Consider the following 14702-nt stretch of genomic DNA (forward strand, 5'->3'; position numbering starts at 1 on the left):
TGTCAGGAGCACTGTCGGAGGGAGGGACGCGATACTCTCAAGGCGATCGCGCGGTCGCGCTTCGATCGTGTCTGCTAACCTGCGGTGGCAGGCGGCCCGAACCAGGTGGTCAGCGCGTCCACCAGGCCCTGTTGGGTTCCCGCCCCGGCCCAAGCCACATAACCATCGGGCCGGATCAAGACCGCGTCGGGCGAAACGACCGTCCCGAGAGCCGGGAGGTCCCAGATACCGGCGTAACCGGCGTCGATCTGCCGGACCCGATCAGCCCAGGACGCGATGTCCAGCCTGCCGGGCTCACCGAGGTTGAGCAGCACGGGCCGCGCGTCGTGCAGCAAGGTGAAGACCCGCAACCGTCCGCCGGCGGTGGTCAGATCGAGATCTGGCATTCGCCGCCCAAGCAGTGGATGCCCCTCGCCAAGGTCGTAATGAACACCCAAACCAGACATCTCCGCGGCGATTTTCTTGCGGGGTTCATCCATGCCGAGCAACTCGGCAACGGTGTCGGCCAAGGCCTTGCTGCGGTCATCCGTGCGGCGAAGCGCAACCTGCGCCATCGTGTTGCGCAACACGCGGGCGGCGACCGGATGGCGCTCGGCGTGATAGCTTTCGAGCAGGCTTTGCGGCGATGTCCCCTTGATGATTTGGGCCAGCTTCCATCCAAGGTTCACCGCATCCTGCACGCCGATGTTGAGGCCCTGTCCGCCGATCGGCGGATGGATGTGCGCGGCATCACCCGCCAGCAGCACGCGCCTGCCGCGATATGCGGTGGCCTGGCGCGTCATGTCGGTGAAGCGGGAGAGCCAGGTCGGGCTGTGGACCCCGAAGTCGGTGCCGTAGACGGCAGTCAGCGCCTCGCTGAGCTCGCGCAGGGTCGGTTCGCCGCGCGCCTTCAGGCGGGGCTCCGTCAGCACGACGCCAACCTTCTTGCCGCCCTCGATCTTACCCAGGGCATGAATTCCGGAGGCGTTGCTGCGGAAGCCCCATGCCGGTTCTTCCGACATTTCGACCTCGGCAATCATCCAGCTCATCGTCGGATCCCATCCGGCGAACTCGATACCGGTCGCCTTGCGAATGGTGCTGCGGCCTCCGTCACAGCCGACCAGATATGCGGCCCTCAGGCGGTGACCGGTGGACAGTTCGACGTCGACGCCGCTGTCGTCCTGGGTAAACCTCGTAACCTCGTGTCCGCGATAGATCGGTACCTTCAACTCGCCGACCCAGTCGGCCAGGATGCGCTCGATGTGGTTTTGCCGCAGCGCCAGCAGATAATTGTGGCGCGTGGGAAAATCGCTGATGCCTAACCGGATCATGTGGAAGCCCACGGACGGCGATATCTGTCCCTGTGAAAGAAACCGATCCACAATTCCGCGCTGGTCGAGCACCTCAAGAGTGCGCGCATGCAGGCCGCCTGCGCGCAATCCTGCCAATTTCTGATCCGGTCGCCTTTCGAAAATGGCAACGTCCACGCCTGCCAGCGCCAGTTCGCCTGCCAGCATCAATCCCGTCGGACCACCCCCGGCGATCACAACCGCATGATCTGAAATCATTATCATAACTCCCGTTTTCCGCACCTGGCTTGGGTCGCGGTTTTACGGGAGGAGCCGGGTCTTGCCGCAAGCCCCTTGTGCGCCATATCTATGAAATGGAAGGGTGCTCTTCCCCTCATCGTTGGCTGCTCTCAAAGCGAACCTGTGTTGGAACGGCTAGAACGCAGATTCTTCCGTGCTTTAGCACGGAGTTCTGATGTTCTTTTGGAGAGAAGGGGGCCGGTCGGCGTTTGGCAGCGGTACGAGGAGGCCACTATGTGCCAGCGCCGGCCGGCCGACCCCACGGACCCAGGAGATGCGGCGGACCTGAGCATCATGGGGTATTCCCAGGATCGGAGCCGGTTTTCTATCCTCGTGCCGGCTTCGTCTTGGCCTGCACAGTTGCGCAAGAGTTTATGAAAATCAACAGTTTCTTAACCAAGGCTCGCGAATCGCTTGGATTAAGGTAAACGGGTAACCCTGTCGGGTTGACAGGATAATCGGGGCTGGATCGCTACGCCGCCTTGGCGACGACGCGATTTCGGCCGCCGCTTTTGGCTTCGTAGAGCGCGAGATCGGCACGCTTCATCAGCGCCGCCACCGTGTCCACGCCCTTCAGCACCGACGACACGCCGACGCTGACCGTGACTTCGATCGCCTTGCCGTCCTGCCCGATGGCGAAAGCCGCCTGGGCGATTTCGGCGCGAATGCGCTCGGCTACCTTCTCGGCCACCGCGCCCTCGGTGTCCGGCATCACCACGACGAACTCCTCCCCGCCAAAACGGCAGGCAAGGTCGATACCCCTGACATTCTTGCGCAGCCGTCGTGCGAATTCCCGCAGAACCTCGTCGCCGCCGTCATGACCGTGCGCGTCGTTGATCGCCTTGAAGCGGTCGAGGTCGGTGATCATCACCGACAGCGGCCGGCGCCGCGCCACGGCGCGATCGAACAGCGTCTGCAGGTGGCTGTCTAGATAGCGGCGGTTGTGCAGCCCGGTCAGTCCATCGGTCACCGCCATTTCGATGGTTTGGGTGACGCTGGCGCGCAGCTGGTCGTTGTAACGCTTGCGGCGCACCTGGGTGCGCAGCCGCGCCGTCAATTCCTGCTGGTCGATCGGCCGCATCAGATAATCATTGATGCCGAGTTCGAGGCCGCGGATGATGCGTTCCTCCTCGCCCTCCTCCGCCAACAGGATGATCGGCACGAAACGGGTGCGATCGAGCGAGCGCAACTGCGAACAGAGCCTCAGCGGATCGAAATCGGCGAACGCGGTCGAGATCATCACGCATTCATAGGACGTCTCGGCGGCCTGGAAGAAACCGGCATGCGGATCATGTGTGACGTCGAGATCGGCCCGGTCGCGCAGCATCTTCTGGATGCGCTCGACGGATGATTTGCGTTCGTCGATCAAAAGCACCTTGGGCGTCGTGTCCTCGGATGCGAAATTGCGGCTGAGCAACTCCTCGATGCCGATGTTGCGCGTCGTCGAGGCGCGCAGCCGCAACTCGTCGGTGAGCGACTTCAGGCGAACCAGGCTCTTGACGCGCGTCATAAGCTGCAGGTCGTTGACCGGCTTGGTCAGGAAGTCGTCGGCACCGGCCTCGAGCCCGCGGACGCGGTCGGAGACCTGATCGAGCGCGGTGATCATCACCACCGGAATGTGCGATGTCGCCGGATCGCTCTTCAGCCGCCGACAGACCTCGAAGCCGTCCATGTCCGGCATCATCACGTCGAGCAGCACGACATCGACCTTGCCGTTCTCACAGGTCTCGATCGCATCCGGCCCGTTGGTGGCGGTCAGCACTTCGAAATATTCGGCCAGCAGCCGCACTTCCAGCAGCCGCACATTGGCAGGGATATCGTCGACGACGAGGATCCGCGCAGTCATTTCACAAGGCTCCGGCTCGGCTGAAGGGGCACATCACGCATCGCCCAGATAGGATTTGATGGTTTCGATGAAACGCGGCACCGAGATCGGCTTAGAAATATAAGCCTCGCAGCCACCCTGGCGGATACGTTCCTCGTCGCCCTTCATGGCGAAGGCGGTCACCGCAATGACCGGGATGACGTGCAGTTCGTCGTCTTCCTTCAGCCATTTGGTCACTTCAAGCCCCGACACTTCAGGCAATTGGATATCCATCAGGATCAGATCCGGCCGGTGCTGGCGCGCCAAATCGAGCGCTTCCAGACCGTTTCGGGTGCGCACGGTCTCGTAACCGCTTGCCTCGATGAGGTCCCGAAAGAGCTTCATATTGAGCTCATTGTCTTCGACGATCATAACCTTCTTCGGCATCGATTTCCCGTCCCGGCTGCCCTTCCGCTTCGAAGGCAACCGTCATGCGCCCATGTCTGAACGCATCAAACCCTGCTTCACTTTACGGCAATATGATTGACGAAACGGAAATCCGCGGCTGGAAAACAGCGCGAATTCCACCTCGTCCCCTGCGCGTCCAAAGGGCGCGCCACGCTCTAATGGCTTGCCGCAAGCAACTCTTGCCATTACTGCGGGAGAGACTCATTCCACACACCGAAGGTAGTGATGGCAAACGCAGCGTCAATGCGCGAAGAAGCGGAATCGATTGCCGTGAAGGCCCTGGGCTTCGTCGCCTCCGATCCGGAGCTTCTGCCGCGCTTTCTGGCAATCACCGGCATAGAGGTCCATTCGATCCGCAAAGCCGCCAGCGAGCCGGGTTTTCTGGCCGGTGTCCTGCAGTTCATCCTCGCCCACGAGCCGACTCTGATGCGCTTTGCCGAGGAAACCGGCACCCCGCCGGCGGCTGTCGGCAAAGCCTTGCGGTCGCTGCCGCTGGGCGACGACAACCACGAGCATTCCATATGAGCGATGATCCGGAAACCGCGCGCCAGATCGAAGAACTGGCAGCCGACGACCGACCCTTGCTTGTCCTCGATGTCGACGATGTCGTGCTCGAATTCATCCGACCGTTTCCGAATTTCCTCAAGGCGCGCGGCTATGGCCTGACGCTGGCCTCGTTCCGGCTGACCGGCAACATCGCAGAGACCGCCAGCGGCCGCCTGATCGAACAGCCCGAAGTCACGGCACTGCTGGCCGATTTCTTTGACGCGCAAGCCGATTGGCAAAACATTACTGACGGCGCGTCAGAAGCCCTGGCAGGGCTTGGCGATCGCGCGGAAATCATCTTGCTGACGGCCATGCCGCACAAACACCGTGCCGTGCGTCGCGTCCATCTCGACGCGCTTGGGCTGAGCTACCCGCTTCTGACCACTGAAATGGCCAAAGGACCGGCAGTGGCCAAGCTTCGCGGCAAGGTCGGCCGACCGGTGGTCTTCGTCGACGATCAGCCGCACAATCTGGCGTCGGTACGGGAATCGGTCGCCGACGCCGAACTGTTCCACCTGATGGCCGACAATTCGCTGCGCGCATTCCTGCCGCCGGTGACGGACGATGTGGTCGTCGTCCAGGACTGGCACGAGGCAGCGCCCAAGATCGCAAGCGCGCTGGGGCTCTGAACTCCAGCTTCAGGGTTCAGTTCGCACCTGCGCCGCCGCTGTCGTCTCCGCTGTCATCGGCGCCGTCACCATCATCCATGCTGTCGTCCACGGCCGGATCGGCGGGCTTCAGCATGACGCCATTGACGGTGACCGAGCCATCGGCCTTGGCATTGACGATCCATTCCAGCCGGCCATCGGGCAGCGTCTTGCCAAAGCCCTTCGCCATGAGAGCGACTGGCACGTATTGGCCAACCTCCGGTTCCGACTTTGCCGCTTCCTGCAGGCCTTCGACAAGCTTGTCGAAGCCGGCGACATCGACGGTTACGCTTCCTTCGGGCTTTTCGCCTGGGAATGTCATCTCGCCTTCCAGCGCGATCTCCGTGTCCTTGTTCTTCACGGTGCTGTGGCCAAGCACGACCTTCGGCATCTTGGCCAAGAAGTCGACTTTAAGCTGCTCGCCGAATTCGGCCGACAGAGGCGGATTCTTATTGAGATCAAAGGCTTCGATCGCCTTCTTCGCCATGCTGTCGAGATCGATATTGGCGCCGCCAAAGTTCAAATCGACATCGGTGGGTAACAACCCCACGCTCCAGCTCGGCAGAAGCTGGGTCGGCACGCTCAGCCCCGATGCCTTGATGCCGTACGTGATCGTCCCGTTCTGGGCCACGCCATCGGTGCCGAACACGGTGCTGAGCTGGGTGGCGCCGAAATTGCCGACCGGGCTTTCCACCGCAAAATCCTTGAAACCGTAGGTCCCGTCGATACGCTGCCAAAGCGGCAAGGCGGCGAGCAGAAGCGATTTGAGCTGCGCCTGGTTGGCCTTCAGCGTCGCCTCGTCCTCGTTGGCCACCGCAAATGCCAGGAGATCGAGCAATGGCTTGGTCCGCACGCCCTTGCCGCTGGCTTCGACCGACAGTTCCGGCGACCTGACGCTGACCGGGAATTTCAACCCGCTCTCCGGATCGTCGAAATTGATCGCTTCGACAAAGCTCGACACCTTTTGCGAGGTTGTGAAATCGACGCCCCCGGCCGCCGACTTGGTCGCGGCAACGGTCGCGACGCCGGCGCCCGTGCTGGCTTCCATGCGCTGCTTGGCATCCTTCGATGCCATCGTCACGCCGGCCATCGAGCTGGTGCCGCTGGTAAAGGCCGCCAGATTTGGATCGTAGACGCCCGAACCCTTGCCGTCCTTGATCGAAAACTGAGTGCTTTGCAGCCCCTCGGGTCCATTGAACTCGAAGGAGGCGGTTTGGGAGAAATCCATGGAGACATCCCAGGACCCGTCGCTGCGCGGCTTGACCATCAGGGCATAGGGCGCGAAGTCGAACTTCAGCAGTTTCTGGTCCAGAAACGATGCGGCAAGTGCCTTGAAATCGAACAGGATCCTGTAGGCGCCACCTTCAAGCGAAACCTTCAAAATGCCTTTGTCGATGGCCTGCTTGCCGACATAGCGGGACAAGTCGTCGGACAATTGCTTCGCACCCTGACTGTCGACGGTCTGACCGAACGCAGGCGCGCTCAACGCAAGGAGGAAAACGAATGGCAGGGCACGGTTCACGCGAATTCTCCGTTTGACCTAATGCATGTCGCCCAAAGTGGGTCCTGGTTTGGGAGAACGACATGCATAAACAAAACCCCAAAGCGCATGCGCTTTAGAAGGTACGTCCGTCTGGTATGAAATTACTGCTGCAACCGCAAGGTGAGATCAACAAGCCACGAGCGGACCTCATCAAAGCACCAGCCGCATCAGCGGGCGGCCGGCCTTGCGTTCCACCAGCCGCTCGAAACCCGCCTTCTCGAAGATCCGCGACGAGCCGACGAACAGGCCGATCGAGCGCGAATCGCGAGACAGGTCCATCGGGCACGCCTCGAGCAGCCGGGCTCCATTCTGGCGGGCGAAATCGATGCCGCCTTCGACGAGGCGATGCGTGATGCCCCTGCCGCGCGCCTTGGCGCGGATGAAGAAGCAGGAGATCGCCCAGACGCCCGGATCCGCGGCGTCGGCAGGATCGACCGGTGCCGAGCCCTGCCCTGATTGTTCCATTCGGGTACGTCGGCGCGCGGTCCCATCTGCATCCAGCCGACCGCCTGGCCATCCTCGAATGCCAGCAGTCCGGGCGGCGGGCCGGCCTCGATACGCGCCTTGATGTGGTCCTTGTTGCGTTCCCGGCTGCTCTCGCGGCGCATCGCCGGCGCCAGCCGGAAATGCGTGCACCAGCAGCCGTAGCAGGCGCCTTGCTTGCCGAAGAGGTCCTCGAATTCAGCCCAAAGCTCGGGTGCAAGCGGCGCTATGGTCGTGCTCATGCGTTCTCCCCGGGCCAGCCTTGTCGCTGGCCTTGCACTGTCGTACCATTGCTTCTGTTCTCTTTATGTTCGCAGCGATGGCGGCCCCTGTCAACAATCCCGATCACGGCTTTTGCCGCGACTGCCTGACGTTTCAGCGCAGCCAGGCGCGCCGCTGCGAGCGCTGCGGTAGTCCTCGGCTTGTGCGTCATCCAGAGCTTTACCGGCTGCATCTGGCCCATATCGATTGCGACGCCTTCTATGCGGCGATCGAAAAGCGCGACAATCCGGCGCTCAAGGACAAGCCGCTGATCATCGGCGGCGGCAAGCGCGGCGTCGTCTCCACCGCATGCTATATCGCCCGCATCCAAGGCGTGCGCTCGGCCATGCCGATGTTCAAGGCGCTCGAAGCCTGCCCGGAGGCGGTGGTCATCAGCCCCAACATGGAAAAATACGTGCGCGTCGGCCGCGAAGTGCGCGCCATGATGCAAGCGCTGACACCGCTGGTCGAGCCGCTGTCGATCGACGAGGCGTTTCTCGACCTCGCCGGCACCGAACGGCTGCACGGCCTGCCGCCCGCTGTGGTGCTGGCGCGCTTCGCGCAGGCCGTCGAGAAGGAGATCGGCATCACCGTTTCGGCCGGCCTGTCCTATTGCAAGTTCCTCGCCAAGATTGCGTCTGACTTTCGCAAGCCGCGCGGTTTCTCGGTCATCGGCGAGGCCGAGGCAGTCGGCTTCCTCTCGGCGCAGCCGGTGACCATGATCTGGGGTGTCGGAAAGGCATTCAACGCCACGCTGGAGCGTGACGGCATCCGCACCATCGGCCAGTTGCAGCAGATGGATCGCGGCGACCTGATGCGCCGCTACGGCACGATGGGCGACCGGCTCTACCACCTTTCGCGCGGCGAGGACGTCCGCCGCGTCGATCCCGACCAGGATGCCAAGAGCGTATCGGCCGAAACCACCTTCGACACCGATATCGCGTCGCTGGAGGAACTGGTCGCGGTTCTCAGGGGCCTTTCGGAAAAGGTCTCGGCACGGCTGAAAAAGTCAGGCATTGCCGGGCGCACCGTGGTCTTGAAGCTGAAGACCCAGGATTTCAAGCTGCGCACGCGCAATCGCCAGCTCGGCGATCCGACCCGGCTCGCCGACCGCATCTTTCAGACCGGGGTGGAGCTTCTGCGCAAGGAAACCGACGGCACGAAGTATCGGCTGCTTGGCATCGGCGTCAGCGACCTCTCGGACGACGACAAGGCCGACCCGCCCGATCTGGTCGACATCCAATCGCGCAAGCGCGCCATGGCCGAAGGCGCCATCGACGCCCTGCGCGACAAGTTCGGCCGCAAGGCGGTGGAAACCGGCTACACATTCGGCAAGGGCCGCCACACCCATCCGCCGGAGCCGCTCGAGGATTAGGTGCGCTGCAGATCAATCCTGCTCGTCACCACGCTCTTGCCGGTTTTCGGGTCGGTGTCGATGACGGTCAGCCGCATGCCCTTCTCGCCGCGTTTCTCGACCTTCATCTGCGCCCTTCGGTCGCCATTGACCTCCTTGGCCCAGCGAATGCCCAGGTTGATCGCGTTGCCCGAACGGCTGCCGTTAAGCTGCGCCGGTCCCGTGCGAGAGCCGACATAGGTGCCGCTGTATTTGGCACCGCTGGCCTTCAGGTCCGCGCTGATGGCGCGCGTGACCACGACAAGTCCCCGGCAATTGCCGTCGAGCGACAGGGAGGTCGATGTCGCGTTCGAGCTGAACGTGCAGGACACGTTCACGGTCGGCGCATCGGTGGTGACCTTGACGATACCCTTGCCGGCGAAATTGCCCTTGAACGCCTGGAGAAATTGGGCCTCGTCGGCATGTGCCGCGCCTGCCGCAACCAATAAGCCGCCGGCAAGCGCGAATTGCGCGAAGGATCTCATTGAAGCTCTCCTTGTCGATCTTGAAAAAGGCGGGACGGTCCGCGAGCACGGCTGACCACCGGAACTCAACGCCACTTGCCGTTTCAGGTTCCGCCCGCCACACGACTGTTTTACAACATCCAGCCAGTCGCGACTGGCCCAGAAGAATGCCTTGTGTAGCGATTGCGGCAGAAGCCCTCGCCTGCGACACAGCGCGAATGGCACCCACCCCCTCGATCCCCAAGGCCGCGTTCTGGATGGCACTGTCGATCGCTTCCTTCCTTGGGATGACGGTCGCCGGCCGAGCCACGACAGCGGAGCTCAACGTCTTCCAGGTGCTTGAGTTGCGCTCTGTGATCGGCTTCTTCATTCTTCTGCCGCTGGTGATGATGAGTGGCGGTTTTCGAGCCATGCGCACGCAGCGCCCCATTGCCCATATCGCCCGCAACGTCATCCATTACACGGGCCAGGCGGCCTGGCTCTACGCCCTCACTTTGATCCCGCTGGCGGTGCTGATCTCGATCGAATTCACCACGCCGATCTGGACAGCTATCCTGGCGGTGATTTTTCTGGGTGAAAGGCTGAACCGGCCCAAGCTGGCAGCGATCGGGCTGGGGCTGATCGGCGTGGTGATCATCGTGCGCCCCGGTGTCGGCTCGGTCGACCCTGGACATCTCGTCGTGCTGGGTGCCGCGGCCTGCTTCGGCATCTCGGTGGTCACGATCAAATCGCTGACCCGGACTGACAGCGTCGTGCGCATCATCTGCTGGATGCTGATTATCCAGTCGATGGTCGGTCTCATCCCGGCGCTCTATACGTGGCGCAATCCGCCACTGGAGCTATGGCCGTGGATCGTGCTGATCGCTTTCACCGGCATGTCGTCGCATTTCTGTATGGCCCGCGCGCTTGGCTATGCCGATGCGACCATCGTCTCGCCGATGGATTTTCTGCGCGTGCCGCTATCGGCGCTGATTGGCTGGCTGCTCTATAGCGAGCAGATCGATGCCTTCACCGCCGGCGGCGCGCTGCTGATCCTGATGGGCAATCTGCTCAATCTTCAGCGCAGGGCTATAAAGCCGGCCGAAGTGGCGGCGTCGTAGTACCCGGCCGTCAGTTCCCTTCGTCGGGTATGTTGAGAAGATGACCGCAGGCTTTGCAATGCACGGCGTCCGGCTCGTGCCGCCGCAAGCCGCACTGCGGACAGGGAAACAAAACCTTGGCTGGCCGGAAGATCGCCTGAGCCAGTCTGACAAACAGCGATATGCCGATGATCATGGTGACGATTGCGGTCAGCTTGCCGGCTATGCCCGGCAGCACGATGTCGCCGAAGCCGGTCGTCGTCACCGTGGCGACGGTGAAATAAAGCGCGTCGACATAGTTTTCCAGACCGGCGCCAGTGCGGAAGAAGAACGTGTAGACGAAGCCGGTGATGACGAACAGGAAGGTCAAAAGGTTGATGACCGCGTGGCTGGCCTCGCGCCACGGCCTCAGGCCGCGCATCTCCAGATGCCGCCAGAGCGAACCGCTGCGCGACAGCGACCACAGCCGCAGGATGCGCAGGAAGGCGAGATTGGCGAACGCCGTCGGCATCAGCAGCGTCAAAAGGATGAAGACATCGACCCACGACGTCGGCTGCTTCATCAGCCGCAGCATGTTTTTGGAGGCAAGCAGCCGGGCGACCAGATCCGCGGCGACAAGCGCGGCCGCCGAATAGTCGAGCCAGAGGAAGGACGGCTTGTCCTGAAGAACCGGCGTCGCGATGAAGAAGGCGATGATGGCGAGGTCGATGACGACGGCCACCAGTTGGAACCGGAAAGCGGCCGGCGTGCGCCCATGATAGAGCCTGCGCAGCCTGTCACGCAGCCGCGCCAAGGCTGAAACCGCCTGCGACCCGTTCCTCTGCGCCGGCTTCATACTGACTGCGCTGGCGTTCGCGGCAGCGACCGCCCGGCTGACCGCCGCGCGCGAGAAAGAGCGGGGGTCACACCAGCTCCACTTCGACCACACCCGGCACCGCGCGCATCGCCGAAGCGATCCGTGGCGAAATCCGGTAGCGGTTCGGCAACTCGATTTCGATTTCCCCCTCGCCCTCTTCCTTGATCAGCACGAAGCTGACCTGGCCTTCGCCCCTGACGGTCAGTTGGCCGGCCAGCGTGTTGATCGGCGAGGCGTTGCGCACGAAGATGCGAAGTGCCTTCTGGATACGGCTTGCCTCGTCCTCCAGCGACTGCACTGAGTTGATGCGCAGATTGACGCCTTCCGGCCTGTCCTCGGCGGCAACGGTGATGACCACGGAGCGGCCGGCCTCGAGCAGATCTCGATATTGCGCCAGTCCTTCGGAAAACAGCACGGCTTCGTACTGGCCGGATGTGTCGGAAAAGGCGATAACGCCCATCTTGTTGCCGGTGCGCGTCTTGCGCTCCTGCTTGGACGTCACCGTGCCGGCCAGACGGCCGGCGGCGGCACCGCGTTTGACGGCCGCCGAAAACTCGGCCCAGGTCTGAACCCGCATCTTCTGCAGGGCTGCCTTGTACTCGTCGAGCGGGTGCGCCGAGAGATAGAAGCCGACCACCTGGAATTCACGGTGCAGCCGGTCGGCGGCGAGCCATGGCTCTGTCGCCGGCAGATTGAGTGCCTGCGACTGAGCGCCGAGCGAAGCGCCGAAGATGTCGTGCTGGCCGGAAACCGCGTTCTGCTGCGCCAGCGACGCCAGTCCCATCATGCGTTCCACGCCCGACATCATCGATGCGCGGTCATGGCCGAAGCAATCGAGCGCGCCGGCCATGATCAGGCTTTCGAAGACGCGCTTGCCGACGATCTTGGGATCGACCCGCTCGCAGAAATCGGCGAGGTTCTTGAACGGCTTTTCGCCACGCTGGGCAACGATGTGCTCGACCGCCGCATCGCCGACGCCCTTGAGCGCTGCCAGCGAATAGTAGATGCGGTTCTCACCGACCTCGAAGGGGCGAAAGCTCGACATCACCGAAGGCGCCAGAACCTCGATGCCAAGGCGCAGCGCGTCCTGGCGGAAATCGGCCAGCTTGTCGGTGTTGCCCATGTCGAGCGTCATCGACGCTGCCAGGAACTCGACCGGATAATGCGCCTTGAGATAGGCGGTCTGGTACGAAACCACCGCATAGGCGGCGGCGTGCGATTTGTTGAAACCATAGTCGGCGAACTTGGCCAGCAGGTCGAAAATGAAATCGGCTTGCGGCTTGCCGACGCCACGCTCGACCGCGCCGGAGACGAAGCGCTCACGCTGCTTGTCCATCTCGGCGCGGATCTTCTTGCCCATGGCGCGGCGCAGCAGATCGGCTTCGCCGAGCGAGTAGCCGGACAGCTCCTGCGCGATCTGCATCACCTGTTCCTGGTAGACGATGACGCCTTGCGTCTCCTTCACCAGATGGTCGATCTTGGGATGGATCGACGCCATCTCCTCCTCGCCATGCTTTCTGGCGTTGTAGGTCGGAATGTTCTCCATCGGACCGGGGCGGTAGAGCGCGACCAGCGCGATGATGTCCTCGATGCAGTCGGGCCGCATGCCGATCAGCGCCTTGCGCATGCCGGCGCTTTCCACCTGGAACACGCCGACCACTTCGCCGCGCGACAGCATGGCGTAGGTCTCGGGATCGTCGAGCGGGATCGTTGCCAGGTCGATCTCGATGCCGCGCCGGCGGATCAGCTTGACCGCCGTCTCCAGCACGGTCAGCGTCTTCAGGCCGAGGAAGTCGAACTTCACCAGCCCGGCCTGCTCAACATATTTCATGTTGAACTGGGTGACGGGCATGTCCGAGCGCGGATCGCGGTACATCGGCACCAGTTCCGACAGCGGCCGGTCGCCGATGACGATGCCGGCGGCGTGCGTCGAGGCGTGGCGGTAAAGGCCCTCCAGCTTCTGCGCCATGTCGAGCAGCGTCTGGACGATCGGCTCCCTCTCGGCCTCTTCGGCAAAACGCGGCTCGTTGGCGATGGCGTCGGCGAGCTTGACCGGATTGGCCGGGTTCTGCGGCACCATCTTGGAGAGCTTGTCGACCTGGCCATACGGCATCTGCAGCACGCGGCCGACGTCGCGAAGCACGGCGCGGGCCTGCAACGTACCAAAGGTGATGATCTGGCCGACCTGGTCGCGGCCGTATTTCTGCTGGACGTAGCGGATGACCTCTTCACGCCGATCCTGGCAGAAGTCGATGTCGAAGTCGGGCATCGACACGCGGTCGGGATTGAGGAAGCGCTCGAACAGAAGCGAGAAGCGCAACGGATCGATATCGGTGATGGTCGTCGAATAGGCGACCAGCGAGCCTGCGCCCGAACCGCGGCCAGGCCCGACCGGGATGCCTTGCGCCTTGGCCCATTTGATGAAGTCGGCAACGATCAGGAAGTAGCCGGGAAACTTCATCTTGGTGATGATGCCAAGCTCGAAATTCAACCGCTCGCGGTATTGCTCGACCGTATAGCCTGATGTCGGGCCATGCATGGCGAGGCGCGCGTCGAGCCCCTCATGCGCCTGGCGGGCCAGTTCGTCGGCTTCCGCCTGCACCGCGACGTCATTGTCGGCGACATCGCCGCCGGTGAAGCGCGGCAGGATCGGATTGCGGTTTTTGGGATAATAGGAGCAGCGCAGCGCGATCTCGACAGTGTTGTCGATCGCCTCTGGCAGATCGGCAAAGAGCCTGGCCATATCGGCCTGGCTGCGCAGGAAATTGTCCGGCGACAGCCGGCGACGATTATCGGCGGCCACGACCGATCCTTCGGCGATGGCGATCAGCGCGTCATGTGCGTCATAGTCGTCGCGAGAGGAAAAGAACGCCTCGTTGGTGGCGACCAGGGGCAATTCATGCGCATAGGCCAGATCGATCGAGGATTTCTCGATTACGCGATCATAACCGGAAACCCGGTCCAGTTCGACATAGAGGCGATCGCCGAACATTGCCTTCAGGGTCAAAAGCCGTGCCTCGGCCAGATCGCGGCGATCTTCCTTGATGGCGGTGCCGATCGGTCCGCGCGGCCCACCGCTGAGGCAGATCAACCCGTCACAAAAGCCTTCCATCATTTCCGTGGTCAGGTGCACGGCTTCGCCCGGCGGCGTTTCGAGGTAGACGCGGCTGACCAGCCTGACCAGGTTGGAATAGCCGGCCTCGGTCGCGGCAAGCAGGACGACCGGCCGCATATCGGGACCTTGCCGCCGGCGGTCGCGCTGGCCATCGCTGTTTTCGCCGGAAAAGGCGAGCGCCGTCTGACAGCCGATAATCGGCTGGATGCCGTCCTTCACCGCCTTCTGCGCGAATTCCAGGGCGCCGAACAGGTTGTTGGTGTCGGTGACGGCGATGGCCGGGGCTTCGTCCTTGACCGCATGAGCGACCACCTTGCCGATCTGCAAGGCGCCTTCCAGCAGGGAATAGGCCGAATGCACGCGCAAATGGACGAAGGGCCGCGCCGGGGCCTCCGGCCGCGCCGCAGCAATCGCTGCTTCGCGCTTCAGGGGATCGCGGGGAAGTTTTTCGTCGGCCATGGTGCTGTGTGAAGGT

Annotated in this window: 11 protein-coding genes and 1 pseudogene; 4 read left to right on the top strand and 8 right to left on the bottom strand. The window is 62.8% G+C overall.

Features of this window, described 5'->3' with window-relative positions:
* Positions 1-74 precede the first annotated feature (74 nt).
* The 3 genes from EJ079_RS26015 to EJ079_RS26030 form a co-directional block, all read right to left on the bottom strand.
* Positions 75-1547: an FAD-dependent monooxygenase gene (locus EJ079_RS26015; protein WP_127810549.1), complete on the bottom strand. Its 1473-nt coding sequence runs from the start codon at positions 1545-1547 to the stop codon at positions 75-77.
* Between the two features lie 493 nt (positions 1548-2040).
* On the bottom strand, positions 2041-3414 hold the full coding sequence (locus EJ079_RS26025; RefSeq protein WP_023810534.1) for a PleD family two-component system response regulator: 1374 nt from the start codon (positions 3412-3414) through the stop codon (positions 2041-2043).
* Positions 3415-3447: 33 nt separating this feature from the next.
* The gene (locus EJ079_RS26030) at positions 3448-3819 is read right to left on the bottom strand and encodes a response regulator (protein ID WP_013531932.1); all 372 of its coding nucleotides are present in this window, start codon (positions 3817-3819) and stop codon (positions 3448-3450) included.
* 246 nt (positions 3820-4065) lie between these two features.
* On the opposite strand from EJ079_RS26030, the gene EJ079_RS26035 reads away from it, so the two are divergent.
* Together EJ079_RS26035 and EJ079_RS26040 are read left to right on the top strand one after the other, a co-directional pair.
* A complete protein-coding gene (locus EJ079_RS26035) occupies positions 4066-4365 on the top strand; it encodes a DUF3572 domain-containing protein (RefSeq protein ID WP_024503583.1) in 300 nt (99 codons plus the stop codon).
* On the top strand, positions 4362-5015 hold the full coding sequence (locus EJ079_RS26040) for a hypothetical protein (RefSeq protein ID WP_127398788.1): 654 nt from the start codon (positions 4362-4364) through the stop codon (positions 5013-5015). Before EJ079_RS26035 ends, EJ079_RS26040 begins: the two co-directional genes overlap by 4 nt.
* Before the next feature lie 16 nt (positions 5016-5031).
* Here the strand turns inward: EJ079_RS26040 and EJ079_RS26045 are convergent, their stop codons facing one another.
* Both EJ079_RS26045 and EJ079_RS26050 read right to left on the bottom strand, forming a co-directional pair.
* The gene (locus EJ079_RS26045) at positions 5032-6555 is read right to left on the bottom strand and encodes a hypothetical protein (protein ID WP_127810550.1); all 1524 of its coding nucleotides are present in this window, start codon (positions 6553-6555) and stop codon (positions 5032-5034) included.
* Between the two features lie 171 nt (positions 6556-6726).
* Positions 6727-7301 (bottom strand): annotated as a pseudogene (locus EJ079_RS26050) (GNAT family N-acetyltransferase).
* Positions 7302-7366: 65 nt separating this feature from the next.
* On the opposite strand from EJ079_RS26050, the gene EJ079_RS26055 reads away from it, so the two are divergent.
* Positions 7367-8695: a DNA polymerase IV gene (locus tag EJ079_RS26055; RefSeq protein ID WP_127396905.1), complete on the top strand. Its 1329-nt coding sequence runs from the start codon at positions 7367-7369 to the stop codon at positions 8693-8695.
* Here the strand turns inward: EJ079_RS26055 and EJ079_RS26060 are convergent.
* Positions 8692-9198: a hypothetical protein gene (locus EJ079_RS26060; RefSeq protein WP_127396906.1), complete on the bottom strand. Its 507-nt coding sequence runs from the start codon at positions 9196-9198 to the stop codon at positions 8692-8694. The genes EJ079_RS26055 and EJ079_RS26060 overlap by 4 nt on opposite strands.
* A gap of 197 nt (positions 9199-9395) precedes the next feature.
* Here EJ079_RS26060 and EJ079_RS26065 point away from each other — a divergent pair, with 197 nt between their 5' ends.
* Positions 9396-10277: a DMT family transporter gene (locus EJ079_RS26065; RefSeq protein WP_127269138.1), complete on the top strand. Its 882-nt coding sequence runs from the start codon at positions 9396-9398 to the stop codon at positions 10275-10277.
* Between the two features lie 10 nt (positions 10278-10287).
* On the opposite strand, the gene EJ079_RS26070 is transcribed toward EJ079_RS26065, so the two are convergent.
* Both EJ079_RS26070 and dnaE read right to left on the bottom strand, forming a co-directional pair.
* Positions 10288-11091, bottom strand: a complete 804-nt coding sequence (locus EJ079_RS26070; RefSeq protein WP_127270750.1) for a potassium channel family protein — start codon at positions 11089-11091, stop codon at positions 10288-10290.
* A gap of 67 nt (positions 11092-11158) precedes the next feature.
* Complete coding sequence (dnaE, locus tag EJ079_RS26075; protein WP_127810551.1) at positions 11159-14686, bottom strand: DNA polymerase III subunit alpha; 3528 nt, start codon at positions 14684-14686, stop codon at positions 11159-11161.
* Between the last annotated feature and the right edge of the window lie 16 nt (positions 14687-14702).

This window comes from Mesorhizobium sp. M7A.F.Ce.TU.012.03.2.1, from assembly GCF_004006095.1.
Lineage (GTDB): Bacteria > Pseudomonadota > Alphaproteobacteria > Rhizobiales > Rhizobiaceae > Mesorhizobium.